Below are 26,036 nucleotides of genomic sequence, written 5' to 3'. Positions count from 1 at the left end.
ATCGGCCTTTTTTACCTTTATTTACTTGAAATCCCTTGATCATCTTGAGCGTCTAACGGAGCTCTCTTCCCTATTCCGAAAGCATAGAAACTAATTGTTACGATAGCTAAGAAAACAATACCTACAATTAGTGAAATACGAGTATCATCGTTAAACCACATACCGATTAATACCATAATTAAAAAGGCAATTGTTAAATAGTTTGTAACAGGAGCAAATGGCATTTTGAACGGATGATCTTTCATCGCTGCTCCTTTTTCTTTTCTAAAATTAATTTGACTAATTAAAATGACGAACCATGGTACCATACCAGGAAGTACACTTGCACTATATACGTATACGAATAAATTTTTCGGTGCAATATAACTTAATACAACACCAACCGCTAAACCGATAATTACACCAACTGTACCGAATAAAGGTACACCGTTACTAGAAATTTTCGTAAAGTATTTCGGCGCTTGTCCATTTACACCTAACGTATACAGCATACGCCCAGCACTATAAATACCACTGTTACAACCAGACATTGCTGCTGTAATAACAACGAAGTTAATAAGTCCCGCAGCTGCTGTAATACCAACTTTCGCAAAAGTTGCTACGAACGGACTACCAATTGAACTTAATTGATCCCAAGGATAAACAGTTACAATAACGAAAATAGCACCAATATAGAAAATTAGAATACGCCAAATTGTACTTTGAATTGCTCTTGTAAGTGTCTTCTTCGGATTTTTCGCTTCACCAGCAGTAATCCCGATTAATTCCACACCTTGATACGCTCCAACTACAAGTGATAAGGCAAAGAAGAATCCTGAAAAACCACCTGTGAAGAAACCACCATTTTTCCATAGATTAGATATACCAATTGCTTCTCCTCCGTTCCCAATTCCGAAGAAAATGAGACCGAATCCGGCAATAATCATTAATAAAATCGTAACGATTTTAATCATCGCAAACCAAAATTCAAATTCACCAAATGATTTAACTGAAATTAAGTTAGCCGCACCAAGAATGACCATTGCGATAACACCTGGTATCCAAGCTGGTAAATCCGGGAACCAATAGTTCATATACGCTCCAACTGCGATAATCTCTGACATCCCAACGATAACCCACTGGAACCAGTTACTCCACGCTGTCATATAACCAGCTAGCGGATGAATATACTTGTGGCCAAATGTCGCAAATGAACCTGTACTTGGCTCCATATACAACATTTCTCCCATGGCACGCATAATGAAGAAGATAAAAATACCTGCAATCGCATAGGCAAGCATTACTGACGGACCTGTCCATTTAATCGTGCTGGCTGACCCCATAAACAAACCAACACCAATTGTTCCACCTAAAGCGATCATTTGAATATGACGTGCTTCTAAGCCCCTTTTCAATTCTTTGTTTGCCACTTCATTTCCCCCTCTTAGATGATTTATAGCCGCATTTTAAAACAAGATGCTTTCCCCTAATTCCTTTCGGCCCTGAAAATGATGAAGCAAACGTCATTTTACACTAGCTTTAAAGCTATCCTAAAATCGTTTTTTGCCCCTAATAAAATTCTCAAAACCTCTCATCTTCCAATATTCTATAAATCTTAAAATTACTTACCTTATATTAATTCATTTATCTGAAAAGTTCAATTATTTTTTCAGTAAATTATTATATATTAGTTTGATTAATTTTTAACTAAATTAACAATAAAATACATCTATTCAATATGATTCCGGTATGAATGTTATTACAATATAAATAACCGGGGAGAGTATTTCTTCCTCGGTTTCATATATCATATACCTCAATATTTATAGTTGATAACGTAATTTCCCACACGTCCGTTTCATATACCAATCAGAAATTTAATATATTAATAAACTACTAACTTCTTTACTCCAGCCCAATTTTGAGGTAGGAATCTTACCACCTCAAAACAGCGGGATAAAATATAAAAGAGTCTCATTTTTTAATGAGACTCTTTTACCATTTCATATTTAAATCATCTTTGAAGTTTGTTTACCAATAATAAACACTTTAGTACACACTGCCATTATAACTACAATAATCAGAAAATAAAGCGGCATCACTATTAACGAACCCGTATGCAGCTGGCTCATTCCCCAAATTGTCATCGTTACAATTACATAGTAGCCTAAGCTAAACAATGCTCCAGCTGTGCCAATGACATCTTGAAAATCTACTAACGCTAAGCTTAGACAGTTAGGTAATGCTACCCCAATTCCTAATAGCAATATAAACATCGCTACTAAAAATCCACTCATATATATTATGTTTGGATTTGATCCAAATGAAGTAATAACAGTTAAGAAGATAGCTCCCCCTGTCATTACAAGACAACCAATATATATAATTTTCTCTGGTTTATAAGTAGCAAGTAACCGCTTTGAAACTTTCGCTCCAATAATAGAAGCGGAAGCGACAACAATTCCTAGAAACCCGTACATACTAGGTGATAACTGAAAGTATTCGATAAAGATAAACGGCGCTTCCGCATAATAGCTAAATAAAACACCATTCGCTCCTCCAATTAATAACCCATATGTTACTACTTTCGGATTTGTAATTAACCTTTTCAATACTGAAAACACATTTATTTTATCCGTTACTGCGCCCGTTTTTGTTTCCGGAAGAGAAACAAACGTATACAGCAAAATCCCAACACTCATAACAACTAAACTTAAAAATACTATTTTAAATCCAAACATTTGATCAAGAAAGCCACCAATTAACGGTCCTATCGCTGGTGTAAAGGCAATAACTGCTGAAATTTGAGCAAACATAACATGACGTTTATGCCCATCTACACTTTCACGAAGAATCGTTTGTGTGACAACTGAACCAGCACTTGCTCCAAATGCTTGAATAAAACGACTAAACAATAAAAATTCAATTGAATTTGCGATATAGCATAAGAAACTTCCAGCGCCATATACTACAATTCCAAATAACATTGCTGGGCGACAACCAATTATATCTGATAACCATCCAATAAAAAATACACCTAAAGCAAATCCAGCAAAATAAACACTAAGCGTTAACTGTACCTCATTATTACTTACGTGCAACGCCTTTGAAATGTCAGGTAAAGACGGCGTGTAAATCGTTTCACTAATTTGCGGAAATGCCACAAGAATTATCATTAACAAAAGCGATGGTACTGAGACCTTTTTCATTTTTAATACCCTCCTATAACTTTGAAAATCTCAGAAACGAATAGACTTTCTTAGCTACGGAACAGGAGGGGCCATTATAGAAATCCGATCATAAAACAACAAAGAAAACACCTCAATTACGCATGTTAATACTTATAGGAGGGTAATATTAACATTGATTTTAAAATATATTCTTTCAATTATATGATAGGTTGTGTTCGTTTTCTAGTGTTCATGATCTGAATATTTGTTAGTAGACGAATGTCCTTTCAATTCTCTCGGAAAATTAATACGATTTAAAAAGCGTAACTAAACAACTAAAACGCCCCTTCAATTGTTAAAATCAGTCTCACAATTGAAGGGGCGTTTTTTTATTGCTAAATTTTCACTGATTGTTCTTTTTGATAGATAATTTCACCATCAATAATAGTTGTTTCTACTTTTAAATCTTTAATTTGGTTTGGATTGACACTTAAAATACTGTCATTTAATATAACTAAATCCGCCAGTTTTCCGACCTCTATGCTTCCTTTTATCTCTTCTTCAAAACTCGCATAAGCACCATTCCATGTGTATAGTTTAATAGCTTCCATTACGCTTATAGATTGATTAGCACCAACCTCTATTCCAGACTTGGTTTTTCTATTGACAGCAACATGAATTCCTAATAAAGGATTATAGTCAGTAACTGGTGCATCCGAACTACCTGCTGCAATGATACCACGATCAATAAAATCACGAGCAGCGTACATGTGATTAACACGATCACCATAATGTCGGACATATATCTCTCCAAATTCATACGGAAATGGAGGATTTGGAATTGGAACCATCTCTAGTTTTTTCATTCTCTCTTGTAAATCCGGTGAAGAAATTCCCGCGTGCTCGATTCGATGGCGATGATTTTTTCTTGGTGATTCCTCTAGCGCCCTTTCTACACAATTCAAATACATTTCAATAGCTTTATCACCTTGTGCATGTACAGTGATTTGATAACCCTTTTTATGTGCTTCACCTAAAACCTTATAGATTTCTTCCTCACTATAATAAAGAATGCCGTAATTGTTAGGGTCGCTTGAATATGACTTACGGGTTGCAATTGTAGGGCCAGTGCTACTTCCATCTGTAAACAATTTAGCCGGTCCAACTTTGAATCTCTCATCTCCGGTACCAGTTATCACACCAGCTTCGATCATTTTATTAACAAATTCATGAGAGTTATTTATTTGACATATCATTGCATATATTCGGACACGAATATCCCTACTCTTCACAGCTCGTTGTAGTAAACGAAAACTCTCAGGTCCATCTCCACCTGCGTCATGTATACTTGTTATGCCAGCTGCAACGAAATGATCTGATGCAATTTTCACAGCCTTCATCATTTCACTTTCTGTATAACTTGCAACCTCGCTCATACTCATATTTGCTGCTTCAATTAACTTTCCTGTAAGCCTTCCTGCCTGATTTTTTTCAATAACTCCCCCACTCGTGTTCGGTGTGTTCTCGTTAATTTGCGCAATTTCTAATGCTTTGCTGTTCACCACGCTTATGTGGTGACAAGTACGAGTTATAATAATAGGGTGTTCAACTGAAATTTCATCCAACTCAGTAATTGTTGGATAACGCTTTTCTTTCACAGCGGTTTCATTAAAGCCCCAAGCACGTATCCATTCACCTTTTGGCGTCTCTGATGCCTTCTTTTTCAGATCATCTAACAAAGCATCGATAGAATCAATATGTTCAGCTTTACAACTGACAGCCAACTGATTTAGTCCATAAGAAATGATGTGAAGATGGGAATCAATGAATCCAGGAAGAAGCGTTTTCCCTTGCAGGTCAATTACATCCGTGTTTTCTCCTATAAAACTCTTAACCTCCTGATTTGAGCCAACAACTACGATATGATTTTCTTTTATTGCTACAGCCTCGACTACTGCATTCTTTTGGTCTACTGTAATAACTTCTCCATTTATCAATACAACATCAGCTTTCATAAACTCAACCCTTTCGGAATTACTCTTTTTGAGTAATTCATTCAGTATTTAAAGTTATATCTCCTAATAGGCTCATCCGCTTTTTAACAAGATTTATCAATAATTAATTAAAGTTGAGCTAAACATTCTTTCATTGTTTTAACGATAAAAGTAAAGTCTTCCTCTGTGATGCTTAATGGAGGTGCAAGCTGTAAAATATTATTGTAACCTGCAACAGTGTCACCATTTTTACCAATAATTAGACCTTTTTCTTTACACGCATTGATGACTTTGTTCATCTTTTCAATGGAAGCCGGTTCTTTCGTTTGCTTATCTTCCACTAGTTCAATACCTAAAAGAAGGCCTTTTCCACGAACATCTCCTACGTTTGGATGTTCTTTTACATCCTCTAGTTCATATAACAGTCGTTCACCCAATTCTTTGGAACGTTCAATGAGTTTCTCATTCTCCATAATTTCTAAATTCTTCAAAGCTAAGGCGCAAGCAGCAGGATTTCCTCCGAACGTATTTACATGGCGGAAGCGATCATAATCATCACTGCCTACGAATGCCTCATAAACCTCTCGTCTAACTGCTGTTGCTGACAAAGGAAGATACGCACTTGTAATACCTTTTGCCATTGTTATGATATCTGGTTTGACGCCATAATTCATAAATCCAAACGGCTTCCCTGTTCGTCCAAATCCACATATAACTTCATCACAAATGAGCAACGCACCGTGCTTCTCGCAAATTTCTTTTACTTTTTTCATATATCCATCAGGAGGCATTAAAATTCCGCCCCCAGTAATGATTGGCTCCATAATCACACCGGCTACTGTTTGGCTTAACTCCCATGTCATGACACGATTGATTTCCTCAGCACTTGCCAGTGTATGAACATCCTCTGGATTGCGATACGTATCAGGCGGTGCTACATGCAAAAAACCTTGTCCTAATGGCTCATATTTATACTTTCTTTGTGCTTGCCCTGTTGCTGCAAGAGCACCCATTGAGTTACCGTGATAAGCGCGGTAGCGGGAAATAAACTTATAGCGTCCATGATCACCCTTTTGTTGATGATATTGACGAGCAATTTTAAACGCTGTTTCATTCGCTTCCGATCCACTGTTAGAAAAGAAAATGACGTATTCATCATCAAGCCATTCATTCAATTTCTCTGCTAATTTAATAGCAGGAACATGACTTTGTGTCAGAGGGAAATATGGCATTTCTTCAAGCTGCTCAAATGCCGCTCTTGCAAGTTCTTTTCGGCCGTATCCAACATTCACACACCAAAGACCAGACATACCGTCTAAATAACGGTTTCCATCAATATCCGTCACCCATGCCCCTTCTGCTTTTGTGATAATTAAATTCGTTGGACTAGGGGCTGCTCCTCTCATCGCATGCCAAAGGTACTTTTCATCTGTTTTTTTCAAACTTTGTGTTTGCTCTGTCACTTGCACAATCATCAGCTCCATTCTATTCTTTTATGATTTCACATGAATCTTTTAATAACGAGCCGTAAGCATTTTCTTGCGAGTATAGAATTCTACGCCATCTTTTCCATTTGCATGGAGATCACCATAGAAAGATTTCTTATAACCTGAGAATGGGAAGAATGCCATTGGAGCAGGAACTCCAAGATTAACCCCAAGCATACCGGCATCAATTTCTTCACGGAATTCACGAATAGCTTTCGCGCTATTTGTGTACAGACATGCACCATTTGCGAATGGCGATGCATTAGCAACATGAATCGCTTCCATCAAGTCTTTTACGCGTACAATAGAAAGAACCGGTGCGAAAATTTCATCTTGCCAGATTTTCATTTCCTGTGTCACATTGTCAAAAATCGTTGGACCAACAAAATAACCTTGGCTGTTTGCTGCATCGTCTTCACGTCCGTCACGAATAAGTGTCGCACCCTGCTCTACTCCGGATTGAATGTATCCAAGTGTCCGCTCTTTATGTCCTTCACGAATAACAGGACCAAGGAACACACCTTCTTCCAAACCATTACCAATCGTAATAGCATTAGCCTCTTGAAGCAGCCTATTAACAAGCTCATCTGCAACGTCTTCTTCCACGACAACAACTGCCGCTGCCATGCATCGTTCACCAGCTGAACCGAAGGCAGCATTTATAATTTCTTTCACTGTAGAACTAAGGTCCGCATCTTTTAATACGATCGAATGATTTTTTGCCCCCGCAAGAGCTTGTACACGTTTACCGTTAGCTGCTGCTGTTTTATATATATACTCAGCCACAGGTTGAGAACCAACGAAAGATACAGCCTTCACATCCTCATTGTCAAGAATGCCGTTAACGACGTCATGTGCACCATGCACAATGTTTAGCACTCCATCTGGAAGACCTGCTTCTTTAAACAGTTCAGCTATACGATTAGCCAATAGCGGTGTTCTTTCAGATGGTTTTAATACAAACGTATTTCCGCATGCAATCGCGAGTGGAAACATCCAGCATGGTACCATCATCGGAAAATTAAATGGCGTTATTCCTGCGATTACTCCGATCGGGTAACGATACATCCCTGATTCAACACCGGTTGCAATATCGGGAAGTTGCTCTCCCATCATTAAAGTTGGGGCTCCTGCGGCAAATTCAACACATTCAATCCCCCGCTGTACTTCACCGTATGCTTCTTGATAACTTTTTCCGTTTTCCAAGGTTACGAGTTTAGCTAACTCTTCCCAATTTTCAATCAATAGCTGTTGATAGCGAAATAGAATTCTAGCACGCCGAGGTACAGCGATCTTTCTCCATGTTTTGAATGCTTCTTTCGCAGTTGCTACAGCTCTATCTAAATCTTCTTTAGTCGAAAGAGGCACACGAGCAATAATCTCTCCTGTTGCTGGATTTGGTACATCTTCAGCTTGCTTACTTGTGGATTCTATCCATTGTCCGCCAATATAATTTTTCAACGTTTGTACATTTTTCGTTACTACCATGGTGAAGCCGCCTATTTTAAGATAACCATCCTATGTTATTGCACCTAAAAAAGAAAGCAAATTTCATTAGGTGGTATATAAACTTATTTACATACATTTCTTCAATATTACTAATCTTAATTTCTTATCCATTGAATATACAGGAGCAGTCATCTGCTTAGCATTTGTCCACTCCCCAGTTCACATTATTTCAGAATAATCTCGTGGTTCATTTTATAATTCTTTTTCAAGAACACTGGGCAATCCCATTCACAAACAAGATCCTTAGCCAAAGAAACGACCCAGTCTTTTGTAATATGATACTTTTTCCCATCAACAGTAATAAACACTTCACCGTCTGTCACATAGAAAACTTCCTGTTCCTCCACATGCCAAGTACCTTTATTCGGTTCGCCTATCCATGGTTCCCATGTGTAGGCACCTAGTTGCTCTGCTTCTTCTACTGTAAGTTTTTTCGCAAAAAACATGAAAACCCTCTCTCTTTCGTATTGGTAATTTTGAAGGAATATGTCTATAAATCTACCGTCTTAACATTTGGATCTTTTAAACGTTTAAACTCTTTCGTCATAAAGTATATGGCAATGAGAACACCTGGAATTTCTGCAGCAGGGGCAGCGTACCATACACCTTCTACACCCCAGAATTTCGGGAAAATAAATAGAAACGGTAACATGAACAACAATATTTTGCTTACACTAATAAACGTTGCGGACCAGTTTCTCTCTTGTGATTCGAAATAACCAGAGATAAGCAGGCTAACTGCACTAAGCGTAAACAAACAATTGAATATAACTGTCGTCCAAATGCCCAATTTCTGTAATTCAGGATTACCACCGGAAAAAAATGACACAATTGGATCTGCAAAAATGATTAGTATGGCTGTCACAATCACAAAGAAGGAAACTGTAAAAATGAGTCCCATCTTAATTGCTTGTTTCACACGATCAAGGTTGCCCGCACCGTAATTATAACTAATAATTGGTTGAAGTCCTGTCATCCCACCGAGCGCCGCTAAGGCGAGGAGATTTGTAATGTAACCGTTTTGAATCGTGAAAGCTGCAACGTGCAGACCACCACCGTAGCTTTGCAGTAAGTTGTTGGTGAAAATAATCGCAATAAACATCATGAACTGACTCGAGAAAGATGCAAAGCCCGTCCAAACTACTTCACCAATTTTCTTAAAATTAATCATCATGTCTTTCATTTTTGGCTTAAGCTTTGTTTTACCAAACCAGAAATAAAAGATTAAGAGAACAGGAATCGATTGCGAAATCGTATTAGCCCTTGAAGAACCCATCATCCCCATGTCATACTTCACTACCATAATCCATTCCATAGTCCCAGCAACAACCGCTGCAGCTAACCAACTGTTCATTGATAATATAGGTTTTTCATCGATATTAGTTAAAATACTTAATACAACAGCCAATATTGTTAATGGCAACGAAATCCATAGCAGTCGGCTATATTGCACCGCATACGGAAGTGCTTCATCACTTGCTCCAAATAAAATCATAATATCATTTTCAAAGGCCAACCCAAGTATAGCTAACAAAGAAGACAGGAAAAGAGTAAACCATAAAGTTTGTCCCATAATACTTCTAGCTTCTTCGATTTTCCCTTTCCCCAGTCGAAGTGAAATGACCGCTCCAGCTCCCACACCCAAAAGAACACCAATCATACGGGTAATAACCATGACCGTAAATCCAATTCCGATTCCTTCGATTTCTAGCTCCTGAAAGCCACTGACGAAATAGCCATCGATAACCGATACAACCCCTAGAATTACGTTAGCCATAATTCCTGCCAAAGCAAACCGTAAATATAGTAACGGAATACTTTTGGTTCCCAGCACTGAATCGTCTATCGGTTTATTCATTACTTCTCGTTTCTCTATTTTCGATGACGGACGGTTGTCCACTATTTTCATGAGCATATCCCCTTACAAATAATTTATATAGCAAGTTAAGCTCAATTAATTCGCATACCACCCTACCGGATTTGCATGCTGGTGGATATTGATTTGCTTCGTTTCCATAAAGTGCTCCAGTCCAACAGTACCTAACGCTCTGCCGATACCACTTTGCTTATACCCTCCCCAAGGGCCTTCAACATAAGCGAGATGATAACTATTAATCCAAGTAATTCCCGCACGTAATTTACTAATGACACGTTTTGCTCGGGCCATATCTTCAGTAAATACAGCACCGGCTAATCCATAAATGGAATCATTCGCTTTTTGAATGGCATCTTCCTCATCTTTAAATTTCTGTACAACAAGAACTGGACCAAAAATCTCTTCCTTAACGATACACATATTCTCATTTACATCAGCGAAGATGGTTGGTGCAATGAAAAACCCTCGATCAAGCCTATTTTCTGTTAGGCGCTTACCACCGCAAACTAATTTTGCACCTTCTTCGATTCCTCTCTGGATATAATGTAAAACTTCATTCATATGAGACTCAGTTGTGAGAGCTCCCATTTCAATGTTCTCACTTTCCCCGTTGCCAACTACAATTTTGTTCGCACGCTCGGCCAATCTTTCAACAAACTTATCGTAAATAGTCTCTTGTACAAGCAAACGAGATGCAGCTGAACAAACTTGCCCAGCATTGTGGAAAATGCCAAACATCGCATTATCGACTGCGGTTTCAAAATCCACATCGTCGAACACAATAAGTGGAGATTTCCCACCTAGTTCAAGTGTGATTTTTTTCATATTGCCCGCAGCTGCGCGCATAATACTTTGACCTGTTTTTGTTCCACCGGTAAAGGCAACTTTGTCAACATCATGGCTCTCTGCAAGCTCATTCCCAACCTTTGATCCAGGTCCCAATACTAAGTTTGCCACTCCGTCTGGCAGTCCAATCTCTTCAATAATTTCAAATAATTTGTATACGCTTACAGGAGTGACGTCAGCAGGCTTAATTACAATTGTATTTCCTGCGGCAAGTGCAGGAGCAATTTGCCAAACAGCTAACATAAGCGGGAAATTCCAAGGTACAATAAGTCCACAAACACCAATCGGTTCATGAATAATAATCGTTTCTGAAGCATCATCACGAGTGTAAGATTCTTTTTTCATACCTTTAATCAAGTCAGCATAATAGCGGAAGCATTGAATCGATACAGGAATATCTACATAGGTTGTTGCACGGATAACCTTACCGTTATTTTCAGTTTCCAAACGGGCAATTTCAGCTGTCTTCTCTTCAAGACGGTCTGCAATCTTATATAGATAGTCGGCTCTTTCATCAGCCGATAAGTTCGACCAGATTCCGCTGTCAAACGCTTTACGCGCTGCCTTGATTGCTATCTTCGCATCATCCGCCGATCCATGAGCAGAAGTTGCCATAACCTCTCCGGTTGCAGGGTTAATTATGTTTCGTCTAGCACCTGATAATGCTTCTACCCATTTCCCGTCAATGAACATGTTAATCTCCATAAACCTCTCTCCTTTACGCAATAATATCTACCAGTTTAAAGCCAATATGTGCTATATTGACCAGCATCGTTTTCTGATTATAGAATGGGAATGATTTAAGGCGTTCCTTTTCAAATCGATATCCACCTGCACTTCCTGTAACAATCCATTGTGCCAATAACTTACCAAACAATGTTGAGAGAGACGCGCCATGGCCCGTATAACCGGTTGCGAAATATGCGCCTTCTTTGGATCTACCGATAACCGGGAACGTATCAATTGTCACGCCGATAAATCCACCCCACCTGTAATCAATCTTGCTTCCTTCTAGTTTGGGCATTATTTTAACCATGGCATCATAAACACTTTGATAAACAGCATCGCCTAAGTTCGGACGAATATCACCACCACCAAATACAATCCGATTATCTGGTGTACGTCTGAAATAGTAAAGGAAACTGCTTGTATCAAAAACCATGCGATCTTTAGGAATGAGGCTATTCACCAATGATTCTGGAAGCTGTTCAGTAGCAATAATACGTGCCGAAATTGGCAGTACACCTTTATTCAATTCAGCCATAATTTTTCCGGAGTAACCATCTGTAGCAACAATAATGTCTTTCGCTGTAACAGCACCTTTTTCTGTAACAACTTTCACACTGTTTCGACCGTACTCAATAGATAGTGCTTTCGAATGCTCAAAGATTTTTGCACCGATTGATTTAGCTGCTTCTCCCAAACCAATTGCATAGTTCAGTGGTTGGAACGAGTAACTCGAGTCGTCGACTAAGCAACCATAATATTGCGGGGAATCAATTTCTTGATGCAACTGACTTCGATTAAGCACGCTACATTCATATCCAAAATTTTTGTTTAAGTATTCACTTTCAAGTTTCAATCCTTCAAAATGCTTGGCTTTGTAAGCCGCCACAATGTGACCTGTCTTTCTAAAGTTACAGTGGATTTGATGCTCATCGATGATGTTTTTAACTAGTTCAACACTAAGCAGCGAAAGATCGTTAAGTTGTCTCGCCTCTTCAGCACCATACTTCTTAGCAAGCTCCTGCATCGTTGGCTTATAGCCTGGCAATACCATCCCGCCGTTACGACCACTTGCGCCATACCCAATTATTTCCTGCTCAAGGACAATGACACTCTTCCCTAATTTTTGCAAATGATATGCAGAAGAAAGACCTGTGAAACCTGCGCCAATAATGACAACATCCGCCTCTTCATTTCCTTCAAGAGGTTTTCCTTTGTCATATCTGTTGGCAGTCGCTTTCCACAATGAGAGAGTATCCATTCGATCCATCTTATCCATAGCTAATCCTTCTCCTTTCGTGACATGTATGTTACAATACACTCAAAAATATTCAAAATATTCACATTTATTGAATTAATAATATGACTTGGAGTTTCCTCCAAGTCAATAGCCATTTAAGAGTTTTTTTTATTCATTTTGCGAAAAAAATGGAGTAACTCCATTTTTTTCATTGGGGGGACATCTATGAAAATTGGTACATTTGCGAAGCTTTTTCATGTTACAACTGATACCGTACGTTATTACATTGAACTAGGATTATTAATACCAGACAAAAAAAACACCCAGTATCAAATGAACCAATTGTGTTTAGACGACATGGCTTTTATTACTGAGCTGAAAAAATTTCATTTTTCATTGATAGAAATCCAACGAATTTTATCGTATCGGCGTGTTACAAACTTCTCGGACCATGAGGATATCGACTACTATAACAACTTGCTCATTGATAAAAAGAACGAACTAATCCAAAAGAAAGAAGATATATCAAAAACTGTCCAATTGATTGAAAAAGCGGTTCAAACTAGCTCACCTTCATCCAAAGAAGAGAATATTACAGGAATCCCGCTTGATTTTGCAAATTTGCTCTATTGTCCGAAGTGCCGCATTCCACTTGAAATGAAAGATGTAACGATTAAAAAAGTCTACATTAACACGGGGAGTTTAACTTGTAGCTGTGGATACGAAGCAGCTATCGAGGAGGGTATTATCATTACCGCGAACTTGTACGAGACGTCTCCTTATCCATCTTATTTTTACGATAAAGAAACGATTAAAGAGATTAATCCCAAAATGATTAACTTATTTGAAAAAAGTAATTTTCAATTTCAAAAAGTTCTACAAAATATAGATTTAAAAAACAAATTAGTCGTGGAAACAAACGTTGACGCTTTTGTGTCACTACCGAAATATATCGATATTCTTGAACCGAGCGCATCCTATGTATTCAGTGGCTATTCGCTTGCAATGCTCAAGAAGGTTAGAAATAGAATTGAGCGTATGAATCCAAAGCCACGCGTCCTTTATATTTTGAATTCCGATTTAAATCTACCATTGAAACCACTTAGCATCGATGTTTTTGTGGATAGTTTTACAATAACTGATTTTTCACTGCTCAACCCAGAGTTCCCAAGTCACGTTCTAAAAAACTATTTACATAACAGTTCAACAATTGTCGGTGGATACTCGTATTATGATAACTCGGCCAAATCCTTGAAAAATATTTCAGCCTTATATCCAAATTCCCATGAGCATATTTTACATCCAAAATACTTAGAAGAAAATTTATCAGTTAACGGATTTCAAATCATGCAAAATGAAAATATTGGTTACTGTACAAATCCAGGACCTTATTTCGATTATCATGTAAGAGACGAAAAATTCCACATGCTCATGTATTTGGCTAGTACGAAACAATAGTACAAAAAGCGCCATCACAAGTGACGGCGCTTTTTTCTATGTAAGAGCTACTAGAAGGTATCCTTCTAGCCTACTCCCATTTATAAGTCCAAAATTGTTCAAGTTGCAGCCATTTTAATGTTGCTGCGTCTTTGTTTTTTATTTTTGCATGTGTTTCTTCAAGCATTGCTTCTGTTTGTGAACGGTGCGCGCCTAGTGCAGCTAATTTATGCTCAAATACTTCACTAATATTATTTACAACATCCGGTTCACCGAGTACTGCTTCGCGATTTCTCGTAATCGCAACCGCATGAATGGCTGGACGTTCTCCTTTTGGCATACGTGATACAGCGCGAACTACAGCACGGCCAAATGCATCATGATCTGGATGTACGCCATGTTCTGGATAAAATGTAATAATTCGAGATGGATTTACTTCTTGAATTATCGCTTCGATTTTATCTGCAACAAAATCAACATCTTCAAATTCTAACGTTTTATCATGGAAACCGAGCATTCTTAAATCTTGAATCCCCATCGCTTCACACGCATCTTTTAATTCTTTTTCACGGATATTTGGAATCGTTTCACGGTTAGCGAATACATTTTTCCCCATATTACGTCCCATTTGTCCAAGAGTACCACATGCGTACGTTACAGGTACTCCTTGATCTGTTAATAAGCGAATTGTTCCTCCCGCAGCAAATGCTTCATCATCTGGATGCGGAAATACAACAAGTACATGTCTCTCCATAAGTTTCCCTCCTTCTTACTTAAATGGCGTTAAGCTTAACTCAAGTGCTACCGCTAAGCGGCCTTGGTTATCATGCCCTGCTAGTAATAAACGCTCTTTATCGTCTACTTCCCAGTGCGTAATGCCTTCTGCATATACCCAGCCATGATCCATTTTCAAACCAACTCGGTATGGATTTGTTCCAGTTATTTTCCCGCGCTCAAAGCGAATAATTGCATTTCGAATGAATGCTCCAACTGTCATCATCTTTTCATTAAAGTGTGACGCATACGCTCCGTTCGTCGTTTCTAAATGAATATATACATCTTTATTTACAAAACGTTCAATTTCATTTTGAATAAGAGAACTATCTTTTACTATTTCCATCGGAATTCACCTCTTTAAACCATTTTACGCAAAAATAATGTAAATTGCTATCTCTATATTAGAGGACAACGCCCACTTTTCCTAATAATTTGCACTGTGTTTTTTATATTTTTTATCCCGCATTAACGGATAGTAAGATTCCCACCTCAAAATCCAGCGAACACACGTCAGCTAGGTGGGAAATCAACTATCCGTAAATGCCCGATTGGTTCAACTAATAATCAGTGGGGGATGAACAAAAACCCCCACTGTTTAAAGTTTCACTTTATATGATATGTAAAAATCATATTTTTTCCTTCACTTTGTTAAATAGTTTTCTTTCTTTTTTGAATTTGCTACAATATAAATTACGCAGAGGGATGCATTTTTACAATTGAATACATACTTTAAAGAAGGTGACATGTTTGGAACATTCAGCACATGAAGTAGCAAATTGGCAATATTATTTTGCAATTGCCGTATTTTTAGTCACGTACGGATTTATTATTTCTGAGAAATTGAATCGTGCTGTAATCGCACTATTCGGTGCTGCTATTATGATTATTTTTGGAATTGTAGATTTACATACTGCTTTCACATCACATATTCAATGGGAAACGATCACCCTTTTAATTGGGATGATGATTCTCGTACATATTACGAGTCAATCAGGCGTGTTTGAATTCGTGGCCATTAAAGCAGCTAAAGCAGCTAGCGGAAAACCAATCCGCATTTTATTATTGCTATCCCTATTAACCGCTGTCGGTTCTGCATTTTTGGACAATGTAACAACCGTATTATTAATCGTGCCTGTTACGCTATCCATTACACGTATTTTAAAAGTAAATCCTGTTCCTTATTTAATTTCAGAAGTTCTATTTTCAAACATAGGCGGAACAGCAACATTAATTGGTGACCCGCCGAACATTATGATTGGATCAGCTAATAAGCATTTAGACTTTAATGCCTTCTTACTAAACTTAGCTCCCATCGTAATTATTATTTCTATCGTTACACTTGGCATTATTTACTTCATGTATCGTAACAAACTAAAAACAACACCTGAACAAATCGAAAAATTAATGGCATTAAATGAAAAAGATTATATTAAAGATCAAGGCCTCCTTTTAAAATCCATTTCGATTTTAGGACTAACTATTTTAGGCTTTGTACTTCATTCTATTATTCATGTAGACGCTGCCGTAATTGCGATGACAGGCGCTACACTTCTTATGCTAATCGGAGTAAAAGAACATGATATTGAAGATGTATTTGCCCACGTTGAATGGGTAACCATTTTCTTCTTCGCTGGACTATTCGTTCTAGTTGGCGGGTTAATTGATATCGGACTTATTTCTTCACTCGCAAAAGAAGTACTCGACGTAACAAATGGCGATATCGGTTTCGCTGCGATACTTATTTTATGGGTATCAGGCATCGCATCTGCGACAATTGACAATATCCCATTTGTCGCAACGATGATCCCACTTATTCAAGACTTAGCTACAGGACTCGGACTATCTGTCGATTCTCCGCAAATCGAAGTACTATGGTGGGCGTTATCACTTGGAGCTTGCTTAGGAGGAAACGGAACATTAATCGGAGCATCCGCAAACGTAGTCGTTGCTGGTATTGCAAAACGTGAAGGACATGGGTTCTCTTATATGGACTTCTTAAAAATTGGTTTCCCCTTAACGATCATTGCGCTATTGTTATCACATGCTTATATATATTTACGTTATTTAATGTAAAAGTTGTATTATATGAAATTATATCTTCAAACAAAAAAGGTATGCAGCACTACGCCGCATACCTTTTTCCATCACCAAAATATACCTATAATTGCTAATCCACCTAAAATCATACCACCAATTTGTCCGACTATTGCCGGTGATAATTGAACACCTTTTCTCACTTCAACAACTGGTCTTTCGTGCCTTAATTGCTGCACTTCACTTTGAAGTTGGTGTACACTTCCATGTAATTCTTTAATTAGTTCTTTTAATTCAGCGACCTCTTCATTTACTGGTTTACTTTTTTCTAAATTCATTTTGCATAACTCCTTATAAATTCAATCAGTGCACTGTAAAATTTCGCCAATTACCGGTATATCTCCTGCATACTACATATATAATATGGAATGTACTTTTAATCTTGCAGCTCTATCCATTCATCCCTCAATATCCCCATAATCATACGATCAAAACACTTCCCATCTCTTTGCACCGCTTCTCTCATACAACCTTCCATCTGAAAACCCATCTTTTTATACAGTGTAATGGCAGGTTTATTATACGAAATAACATCGAGACCGATGCGGTGTAAATTCAATTCATAGAAAGCATACTTTAGAATAAGGTGTATTGTTTCCCTTCCATATCCCTTCCCTCTATCATTCGCATCTCCTATACCAATTGCTAATAAACCTGTTCTGTTATTCCACTCTATGCCATGAATCGCCACAAAACCAATTAAGCGATCATCTTGAACTTTCCTTACCATGAAAGAAACACTATTCGATCTCCGTCCCTTTAATAGCCCATCACTTTCTATTTCATGTAATGATTGCGGGAATGCTAAGTCTGTATCTACATTTCTTAAATACTCACTATCCTCTTGCCACATAGCCATTACTTTAGCATCCGTTTCTCTAATAGCTGATAATTTAATAGTTTTATTTTGAAAAAGATTCTTTGTCATCTAAAACTCCCCTTTTTTTAAAATAGCGGGGACAATTATTCTAGCCTATTATCCCCTTGTCCTTTGAACTGTTGTATTAACGGGATACTCACAATAAGCGCTGACATTGGCACATCTCCCTTGCATTAAATTAACTTCATTGTATAATTTTTCATTTATTCTAACAATAACAACAATAAAAAGGCCCTCCAAATTTAGAGGGCCTTTCCTAATAGTAAAACTGTATTATTTCGTAAACATTTTCTCCGCTTCATCCATTGCCATTTTGTTGCCTAAAGCAGAATAGTCAAGCCATGGTTGGTCATTGATAATGTATACGTGCTTGCCTTTAACAGCTTTTAAGTCTTTCCAAATTGGTGTTTCTTGAAGTTGTTTAAATGCTGCTTTCGCTTTATCATCTCTATTTACAACAACGAAAATAGCATCTGCGTCAAAGTCAGGTAATACTTCTTGTGAAATGACTTCGAAAGGACGGTTTCCATCAATTTTTTCTACACCATTTGCAGGTTGTAACCCTAAGTCTTGGAATAAAATTGGTCCCATCGGTCTTTTCGTGCTAAATACACGTAATTCTTTTGCAGTCACGCGAATTGCCATTACTTTTTCGTTATTACCTAGTTCTTTATCTATCAAACTTTTTACTCGTTTTGATTGTTCTTCATAGTCTTGAATATATTTATCTGCTTCTTTCTCACGGTTTACAAGTTTACCTACTTCTTTTAAATGATCTCTCCACGTACCTTCATCTAAATTAAAAGTATGTGTTTTTGCAATTTTTTCGTATTTCGCTAAATCTTTACCAGCATATTTTTCATCAACATAAATGTCAGTTGGCTTTAATTGAAGTAACGCTTCCATATTCGGATCTGTTACAACGCCAAGTTTCTTCGTATCTTTCAGCTGTTCTTTTACGTGCGGTAAGAAATCTTTTAAATCACCACCAATAACAGAACCTACCGGTGTAATTCCTAATGCAAGTAAGTTATTCGTTAAATGAATAGACATAGAAGCAATTTTTGGATCATTACTTTTTTCAGTTTTTTTAGTTGCCTCTTCACTAGATTTCGTTTGACCACATGCTGATAATACTAAAATAAACATAATGCTAAATAAAATAGTAAGTTTCTTTTTCATATGTTCTCCTCTTTGAAGTATTTATTTTGTTTTTGTAAGTAAATAAAGAAAATATGGCGCACCTAAAGCCGCTACTACTACGCCAGCTGGAATAGAGTTTGGCTCAAATAAAGATCGCCCTATCGTATCCGCGAGTACTAAAATAATCATTCCAATTATGCCAGCTAACGGAAGGAAATGTTGATATGTACTACCTACTAACTTTCTTGCGATATGCGGAGAAACTAAGCCGATAAAGCCAATTCCCCCTGCCATTGATACACTTGCACAAGACAATCCTACCGCTGTAGCTAAAAGCAGTAACCGTTCCTTTTGAACAGATACACCAAGTCCTGCTGCTACACTATCACCTAGTGATAGTGCATTTAACGTTTTAGATTTCAGCCATGCGTACGGAGTTAGTATCAAAATCCAAGGTAATAATGCTAGGACATGAATCCAATCTCTTCCCCACACGTTACCAACTAACCACCTAGAAGCGAATGTATACGTCTCATCATTTAACTTGAGCGAGAAAAATAACGAAAGTGCACTAAAACCAGCTGAAACTGCAATACCAACAAGAATAAGTCTAATGGGAAGTAAACCTTTTGACCGATCACTCGCAAGCAAAACAATAAGAAATGCAGCTAACACTCCTCCGCCAAATGTAAATAACGGTATTAAAATCGATGCACTCTCGTTAATAGAATGAAAGAAAGTAACAAATACAATAAGCCCGAAAGATGCACCCGAATGTAATCCGAGAATACCAGGATCTGCGAGTGCATTACGAGATAGCCCTTGCAAAATCGCACCTGAAACCCCAAGGCCAATACCTGCTAACATTGTGATTATAATTCTTGGCATACGATAATCGTATAGCACGGTTGCACTCTCAAAATCACCATAGCCAAAAAGCGTTTGAATTACTTTGAGCGGTGCGATGCTCAGCGTTCCCGTATTTAAGCTAATCAAAATTACAGCGATACTTATACATCCGAAAATTGTAGTTACAGTAATAGCTCTCTTTTTATCCGTGTTAAAAAGATCCTTCACTTATAACTCCCTCCCAACTTTACGTGCTATATAAAGGAAGAACGGAACTCCAACAAGGGCTACCATAATTCCTATCGCAAGTTCTTTAGGAGGATTTACTGTTCTTGCTCCTAAATCAGCTAAAACCAATAACATAGCTCCTAATAATGCTGACATAGGAATAATAAGTTGATAATTAACGCCAACTAATTTTCTAGCAATATGCGGAATGACTAGTCCTACAAATCCAATGGAACCAACAGCTGAAACAGAAACACCTGCTAGAATCACTACTATAATCATCCCGAGTATTCTCGTTCGGTTCGTTTTTACACCTAAATTTGTAGCGACATCATCCCCCATTGATATGAGTGAAATAGATCGCCCTAGCGCTGTCGCAAAAACAATTGTTATGAGAATAATAGGCACTAAAAATTTCAAGTGTTCCCACTTAACGCCTGCAACACCACCAGCGTACCAAAACGCTAAATCTTGACTTAAGTCATAATAAATCGCGACACCTGAACTTAACGAATGTAAAAGCGCGGCCATAACTGCCCCTGCAATCGTTAACCTCATCGGTGTTAATCCGCCTGATGTTGCTGATCCGATAATAAAAATGAGTACTGTACTTAAAACTGCTCCAATAAAGGAAACAATCATTAAGTAGGAATACGGCATATGCGGGAAAAAAGCAAAACTAAGCGCTACTACAAACATTGCGCCTGCATTTATCCCAAGCACTCCTGCATCCGCTAACGGATTTCGTGTTACCCCTTGCATTACAGCACCAGCGACTGCAAAAGCTGCTCCTACAATTGCCGCACCAATTACCCTCGGAAGCCTTAATTCATAAATAATTTGATGCTGCGTTAATTTCAGATTATAATCAAAAACCGCTGTCCACACCGTTTGCAAATGAATATCCTTTGCCCCGAATGCAATAGCTAAAAATATAGATCCGATTAAACATAAAATTGTTAAGCTCATGAAACATACGAACTTAATATGTATCCAGCGATTATTGCCAGCATGTACAGTAGACTTATGTAACATGTTTCATTTCATCCTTTATATTCAGTTGTTTTTATAATTATTTTTTATTTATAATCATTATTGATATTAATTATCATTTTCATTTAGATATTATATCCCCACTTTTTTTAAATAGCAAACTATTTTTTTACTTTGCTAAAATATTAAAATACTTATTACAATTCCCTTCTAAAACTTCCAAATACATGCAAAATGACGTACTGTTTTATTTCCATATTTGTAGTATACTAAGTTATTATTTCAATTTTCTAAATATATTCATTGAAGGTGAAACAATGTTTTATGTAAAACAACTACTACACTTTACTTACGAACAAGCATTATCCTGCTTGTTCCCTGTTGTTATTTTCTTAACACTAGCCCTTTCAAAAATCATTTCTATTCCGGGATTATATCGCTATGATTTCATACTTATCGTATGTCTTCTTATGCAGTGGGTGATGTATAAGACTGGTCTTGAAACGAAAGACGAACTAAAAGTAATTACTGTCTTCCACCTCATCGGCCTTTTGCTAGAAATATATAAAGTACATTTCGGTTCATGGAGTTACCCCGAAGAGGCGTATTCGAAGATTTTGGGGGTTCCGCTTTACAGTGGTTTTATGTATGCAAGTGTTGCAAGTTACATATGCCAAGCGTGGAGAAGATTGCATTTACAAATGCATCATTGGCCGAAAGCTATTTTTACAATACCTCTAGGAGCAATGATTTACTTTAATTTTTTTACCCATCATTTTCTATATGACTTTAGATGGGTATTAACTTTAATTTTATTCATTGTTTTCTTTCGCACATTTGTGGAATTTTCATTACGAGGCATTACATATAAAATGCCACTCGTTCTCTCCTTTTTCCTTATCGGTTTCTTTATTTGGATTGCCGAGAACATCGCAACATTTTTTGGAGCGTGGCAATATCCAAATCAACGGGAAACGTGGAATCTCGTTCACCTAAGCAAAATTAGCTCATGGTTTTTACTCGTTGTTATTAGCATTATGATTGTTACACAACTCAAACATTTGAAGGCGTCGAAAAGATAATGCTAATTATGTAAAAACATTAAAATAACAACTTATCTTCCTTACCCAATAAAAAATCCACTCTGTAAAAACAGTTAGCCCATCACTCATTAGAGAGTGATGGGCCTTTTTTATTAATATTTTTTAAACCGTTCTCATCAAAGAGGTTATAGGTTCATCATAATTTACAAGAGCATAAACCGTTGCACATTATGAACTACTACTAGCAGAAGAAGTTGCTGCAGATGAAGCGGCAATCGTTGCTATCATAGCTGCTTGTTGTGCTTGTATGAGGACTTCTATCATTGTTTGTAAACCTGTGTTGGTAGCTTTACTTTCCTCACCTTTCTGACTTACGAACAGTTGAATAGCAATAAGAATATTCGTATCTGTATGCCAACGGAATAATTTCTCCCCCTGCAATTTTTCAATCAACGCTTTAATAGAATGAATCTCTTTTTCTCCATCCTCAAGTAACGTTAATAGCCCGATAGCTGGGTAATGCATCTGTTTTACTTTTATCTTTTCCTGCTTTAACAAATTCCAAATGTTTGTGCATGTTGCAACTAACATTTCTTCACGGACATCCTTCTTTAATGAAAGTATATGACTTAAAAATTGAAGATCATTCCCTTTACGCAAACCAGCTTTCGCTAGTTTTTGATAAAGACGTTCTACTCGATCCATAAGTGTTTCTACATTCTCTGATTGTCCTGCTAGTAAAACCGCGAGCGGATAATCATTTGTACCTGTAAGAAAAAGGTGATCCTCTTTCATACGTTTATATACTTGCATCGAACGCTGAATGTGCGTGCCATGCTGTTCATTTTCTTCTGTTAAAAGCACAGCTGCTGCGAGATAAGTAAATATACTTCGGCTAAAACCACCAGCGACCAATTGTTCATATAAATCTAAAAACTCCCGAAAAGCTTTCTTATAATCTGTAAAGTGAATATCTAATGTTGCGGCCACCACAAAGCGATGATAAGACTTTAAGTATGAAAACATCCCTACCTGATTCTTAATATAACTACTAATTTCTAAAAAACGGCCGATATCAAACAATTTATCACTACCTGCATACATAGCAGCAATCATCATACCGGTTCGAGAATCACTCGTTTTCCATTTTAGTTCTCCCTTTAACTGTGCATATGTATGTGTGTATTGCCCCAACTTTTTTTTCGATGTAATCATAGTATTCCCCCATTTTCTAGTTCCTCTCTTTTATTATACGTATATTCCATATTTAGGAATACCCTATTTCATACAGATTTTGCAACCTTATACTTTCTTCTGTATTATTTTCAATATTTTTCTATTAAGTAATACAAAAAAATAATAACTACCATAAAATTTAGGATGTTTCTTTATCCTAATAGGTTAATTTTCTTTCCTTCTTCATCAGCATCACGATGATTAGCGTTCATAATCCTTAATCCTTCAAGAAGTTCAACAACAAAAAAGGATAGATAATAAATTATCTATCCTTTTTTGTCTATATATTATTTAACATTACCAAAAACTAAAGAGCCTTAATAATACGTTCCATCGCCTTCATTTGCCCAATATGGTCTGCTTCATGATAAAGCATCATACCGTAAAGCTCTCCAACTGTTTCCAACCCTAAAAATGGCTCTGGAAGTTTATTTTCAAATGCTTCTGCTGGAATTTCTTGAATGCGCTTCGCTTGTTCTTTTAATTGAACCGTTAGCACTTCTAATGATGGCCCTTCTGTTTTCCATTTAGATGGTCTTGATCCATATCCAAACATACCTGGATATTCAGTTGGCAATTGCTTAAATTCTCTTCCAAACATGAAAATTTCTGCTGCCGTTAACACGTGACCAATATGCCAGCGAATTGTATTGTTAAAGCCCTCCGGCTGCGTATCCGCAGTTTTATCATCAAGCGTCTCCATAAATTTAAGTAATGCCCCGCGCGTCATTTCAAATTGTTTCAAACCAACTATTCTATTCATTTTATCGTTCCCCTTTTTTATGTACAGTTTATTATGAATTAAAAATGTTCCACTTATTAAAGTTTCACCTTGTTTAATTTATCAGAAACAATTAAGAAAAACATCTAATATGCTTAGTAAAAATAATAAAAAGGTTCACCTCTCATAAATATAGAATTACTTACTACACAAATAGTTTAGTAAATAAAAGAGGAGTGTAGTTGCATGTTACATGTTTTAAAACAACAATATCATCTTATTAGCTCTACAAGAGAAACTCTATTTTCGTTTTTGGAAAAAATCCCACTAGAAAAATTACATAGCACTGTTCCTAATTTCGGAAGCGGTAGCATTATGAAGACGCATATTCATGTAGCCGATTGCTATCGATACTGGCTTGGATCATTCGCATTCAATCAAAAACGAGCGGATTTTTCATTCGCTAGTGATGATGAAATTGAGCATGCAGATGTCACCAAAGTCCGTGATAGATTTAAGTTAGTAGATGCGACTGTACAACGTTTTTTAGATGAATACAATGACCGTTGGCTCGAAAATATAGCAAATGAAGTGAAATGGCAAAAAGAACCTTGGAGTACAACTCCGCTATGGCTTTTAACTCATACAGAGACACATGAGTTTCATCATAAAGGACAAATTGTATCAATGGCTCGTCACCTTGGGTACACTCCTCCTGATACAGATCTTAGTTAATTCGATTGTTTTAACAAATGAACTACTATAACTGTCGTTAACATTGTTTATGTATACGGAAAGGCTCTTCATTCTTTTTGACGTTGTTTATAGTTTTGCAATTTTTTTGCGGCGCAAACCTGTATTATATTTTAATTATGTTTGTGTCGTGTTCTTATTAATTAGTTTCATATCCATAAAAAAATATATTAATATGTTTCCTTTTATTATTTCAGTTACCTAATCAATAAGAGGTTCTTTCTTTTTATTACGACTTTATACACAATAAACACGAAAATTCCGAAAATAAAAGTTGGAAATGCTGGTAACACTTTATCATTTGGCACGTACACACTCCAAAAAGAATTAAGAAGCGCATGGAAAATTAGACACATAAAAATACTTTTAGTTGCGTTATAAATTGTAGTTAATAAGAACGATATGGCAATTGTCGTAATTATAAAAGCTATAAAATCCCTTTGAGTTTGATTCGTGCCCGGAATAAACCATAACGGCCAGTGCCAAATAGCCCATATAAAGCTCACAATAATCGTACTAAAAAATGCCGAAAACCTTTTCTGAAGGGCAGGCTGTAAGAATCCTCTCCATCCGATTTCTTCAAGACCACCACCAACGATCATTATTGGAAAACTAAGCAATGCCACGTATAATGGTTTTTGCATCGTTGCTCCACCAAATATTATTGGCAGATAACAACTAATAAAAACCAAAACAACGATTAGAATATACCATAAAAAATGATACTTAGGATTAACAACATTTTTTATAAACACTCTGAACTCTTCTTTTGATCCATATTTTTTCTTTAAGCTAATTGCAACGATTGCCGGCATGATTCCCCCAAAAACAAATACTATCATCGCTAGCGGTGTACCAAATGTCGTAATGTTAAATTTTATTAAGTTAATTAGTAGCCCCCATAGTATCCATGTAAATATTAAAGTGCACATTACATATCGTTTAATTTCTTTCCCCATTTACTTGCCTCCTTTATTTTAATTACAGCATAAATTTGGATGAAAGAAAACATCTTATGTTAAATTATCCCAAATCCCTAAAGGAACATCCATACT

At 36.9% G+C, this 26,036-nt stretch carries 22 protein-coding genes and 1 pseudogene; 4 read left to right on the top strand and 19 right to left on the bottom strand.

The features are described 5' to 3' along the window. Positions 1-17 precede the first annotated feature (17 nt). The 9 genes from SJY24_RS13330 to SJY24_RS13290 form a co-directional block, all read right to left on the bottom strand. Entirely contained in the window at positions 18-1,409 is a 1,392-nt protein-coding gene (locus SJY24_RS13330) for an amino acid permease (protein ID WP_001284401.1), read from the bottom strand. Positions 1,410-1,988: 579 nt separating this feature from the next. Continuing rightward, the gene (locus SJY24_RS13325) at positions 1,989-3,188 is read right to left on the bottom strand and encodes a multidrug effflux MFS transporter (protein ID WP_377864950.1); all 1,200 of its coding nucleotides are present in this window, start codon (positions 3,186-3,188) and stop codon (positions 1,989-1,991) included. Positions 3,189-3,544: 356 nt separating this feature from the next. Next, positions 3,545-5,164 carry an amidohydrolase gene (locus SJY24_RS13320; RefSeq protein WP_377864949.1) on the bottom strand — a complete coding sequence of 540 codons (1,620 nt, stop codon included), beginning with the start codon at positions 5,162-5,164 and terminating at the stop codon, positions 3,545-3,547. Between the two features lie 107 nt (positions 5,165-5,271). Then, a complete protein-coding gene (locus SJY24_RS13315) occupies positions 5,272-6,627 on the bottom strand; it encodes an aspartate aminotransferase family protein (protein ID WP_377864948.1) in 1,356 nt (451 codons plus the stop codon). A gap of 30 nt (positions 6,628-6,657) precedes the next feature. After that, on the bottom strand, positions 6,658-8,118 hold the full coding sequence (locus tag SJY24_RS13310) for a CoA-acylating methylmalonate-semialdehyde dehydrogenase (RefSeq protein ID WP_377864947.1): 1,461 nt from the start codon (positions 8,116-8,118) through the stop codon (positions 6,658-6,660). A gap of 185 nt (positions 8,119-8,303) precedes the next feature. Continuing rightward, the gene (locus SJY24_RS13305) at positions 8,304-8,585 is read right to left on the bottom strand and encodes a cupin domain-containing protein (RefSeq protein ID WP_377864946.1); all 282 of its coding nucleotides are present in this window, start codon (positions 8,583-8,585) and stop codon (positions 8,304-8,306) included. 44 nt (positions 8,586-8,629) lie between these two features. Next, the gene (locus SJY24_RS13300) at positions 8,630-10,048 is read right to left on the bottom strand and encodes an MATE family efflux transporter (RefSeq protein ID WP_377864945.1); all 1,419 of its coding nucleotides are present in this window, start codon (positions 10,046-10,048) and stop codon (positions 8,630-8,632) included. A 45-nt stretch (positions 10,049-10,093) separates the two neighbouring features. After that, positions 10,094-11,566, bottom strand: a complete 1,473-nt coding sequence (locus SJY24_RS13295; RefSeq protein ID WP_377864944.1) for an aldehyde dehydrogenase family protein — start codon at positions 11,564-11,566, stop codon at positions 10,094-10,096. 13 nt (positions 11,567-11,579) lie between these two features. Next, the gene (locus SJY24_RS13290; RefSeq protein ID WP_377864943.1) at positions 11,580-12,866 is read right to left on the bottom strand and encodes an NAD(P)/FAD-dependent oxidoreductase; all 1,287 of its coding nucleotides are present in this window, start codon (positions 12,864-12,866) and stop codon (positions 11,580-11,582) included. 186 nt (positions 12,867-13,052) lie between these two features. Between SJY24_RS13290 and SJY24_RS13285 the strand changes: the two genes are divergently transcribed. Then, complete coding sequence (locus SJY24_RS13285; protein WP_377864942.1) at positions 13,053-14,285, top strand: MerR family transcriptional regulator; 1,233 nt, start codon at positions 13,053-13,055, stop codon at positions 14,283-14,285. 70 nt (positions 14,286-14,355) lie between these two features. On the opposite strand, the gene bshB2 is transcribed toward SJY24_RS13285, so the two are convergent. Together bshB2 and SJY24_RS13275 are read right to left on the bottom strand one after the other, a co-directional pair. Further along, the gene (gene bshB2 / locus SJY24_RS13280) at positions 14,356-15,018 is read right to left on the bottom strand and encodes a bacillithiol biosynthesis deacetylase BshB2 (RefSeq protein ID WP_377864941.1); all 663 of its coding nucleotides are present in this window, start codon (positions 15,016-15,018) and stop codon (positions 14,356-14,358) included. 15 nt (positions 15,019-15,033) lie between these two features. Continuing rightward, complete coding sequence (locus tag SJY24_RS13275) at positions 15,034-15,384, bottom strand: YojF family protein (RefSeq protein ID WP_000407039.1); 351 nt, start codon at positions 15,382-15,384, stop codon at positions 15,034-15,036. A 404-nt stretch (positions 15,385-15,788) separates the two neighbouring features. On the opposite strand from SJY24_RS13275, the gene SJY24_RS13270 reads away from it, so the two are divergent. Continuing rightward, the gene (locus tag SJY24_RS13270) at positions 15,789-17,114 is read left to right on the top strand and encodes an ArsB/NhaD family transporter (RefSeq protein ID WP_377864940.1); all 1,326 of its coding nucleotides are present in this window, start codon (positions 15,789-15,791) and stop codon (positions 17,112-17,114) included. A gap of 71 nt (positions 17,115-17,185) precedes the next feature. Here the strand turns inward: SJY24_RS13270 and SJY24_RS13265 are convergent, their stop codons facing one another. From SJY24_RS13265 to SJY24_RS13245, 5 genes are all read right to left on the bottom strand, one after another. Next, positions 17,186-17,413 carry a coiled-coil domain-containing protein gene (locus tag SJY24_RS13265; protein ID WP_001047523.1) on the bottom strand — a complete coding sequence of 76 codons (228 nt, stop codon included), beginning with the start codon at positions 17,411-17,413 and terminating at the stop codon, positions 17,186-17,188. A gap of 98 nt (positions 17,414-17,511) precedes the next feature. Then, positions 17,512-18,063: a GNAT family N-acetyltransferase gene (locus SJY24_RS13260; RefSeq protein WP_377864939.1), complete on the bottom strand. Its 552-nt coding sequence runs from the start codon at positions 18,061-18,063 to the stop codon at positions 17,512-17,514. A gap of 225 nt (positions 18,064-18,288) precedes the next feature. Then, positions 18,289-19,197: an iron-hydroxamate ABC transporter substrate-binding protein gene (locus tag SJY24_RS13255; RefSeq protein WP_377864938.1), complete on the bottom strand. Its 909-nt coding sequence runs from the start codon at positions 19,195-19,197 to the stop codon at positions 18,289-18,291. A 21-nt stretch (positions 19,198-19,218) separates the two neighbouring features. Further along, positions 19,219-20,235: a FecCD family ABC transporter permease gene (locus tag SJY24_RS13250; protein WP_377864936.1), complete on the bottom strand. Its 1,017-nt coding sequence runs from the start codon at positions 20,233-20,235 to the stop codon at positions 19,219-19,221. Next, positions 20,236-21,270, bottom strand: coding sequence for a FecCD family ABC transporter permease (locus tag SJY24_RS13245; RefSeq protein WP_377864935.1), 1,035 nt, complete (start codon positions 21,268-21,270; stop codon positions 20,236-20,238). Between the two features lie 275 nt (positions 21,271-21,545). On the opposite strand from SJY24_RS13245, the gene SJY24_RS13240 reads away from it, so the two are divergent. Further along, positions 21,546-22,310: a DUF817 domain-containing protein gene (locus SJY24_RS13240; RefSeq protein WP_377864934.1), complete on the top strand. Its 765-nt coding sequence runs from the start codon at positions 21,546-21,548 to the stop codon at positions 22,308-22,310. Between the two features lie 189 nt (positions 22,311-22,499). Here SJY24_RS13240 and SJY24_RS13235 read toward each other — a convergent pair. Further along, positions 22,500-23,536, bottom strand: a pseudogene (locus SJY24_RS13235) (DUF4003 domain-containing protein). A gap of 278 nt (positions 23,537-23,814) precedes the next feature. Next, the gene (locus tag SJY24_RS13230; RefSeq protein WP_377864933.1) at positions 23,815-24,270 is read right to left on the bottom strand and encodes a DinB family protein; all 456 of its coding nucleotides are present in this window, start codon (positions 24,268-24,270) and stop codon (positions 23,815-23,817) included. 204 nt (positions 24,271-24,474) lie between these two features. On the opposite strand from SJY24_RS13230, the gene SJY24_RS13225 reads away from it, so the two are divergent. Next, a complete protein-coding gene (locus tag SJY24_RS13225; protein WP_377864932.1) occupies positions 24,475-24,963 on the top strand; it encodes a DinB family protein in 489 nt (162 codons plus the stop codon). A 215-nt stretch (positions 24,964-25,178) separates the two neighbouring features. Here SJY24_RS13225 and SJY24_RS13220 read toward each other — a convergent pair whose 3' ends face one another. Then, a complete protein-coding gene (locus SJY24_RS13220) occupies positions 25,179-25,940 on the bottom strand; it encodes a CPBP family intramembrane glutamic endopeptidase (RefSeq protein WP_377864931.1) in 762 nt (253 codons plus the stop codon). Positions 25,941-26,036: the final 96 nt, after the last annotated feature.

It is taken from the genome of Bacillus sp. R86525, from assembly GCF_042466195.1.
Lineage (GTDB): Bacteria > Bacillota > Bacilli > Bacillales > Bacillaceae_G > Bacillus_A > Bacillus_A nitratireducens.
Note: the sequence above shows the minus strand (reverse complement) of the source record. Positions and strands in the feature narration are given on the sequence as shown.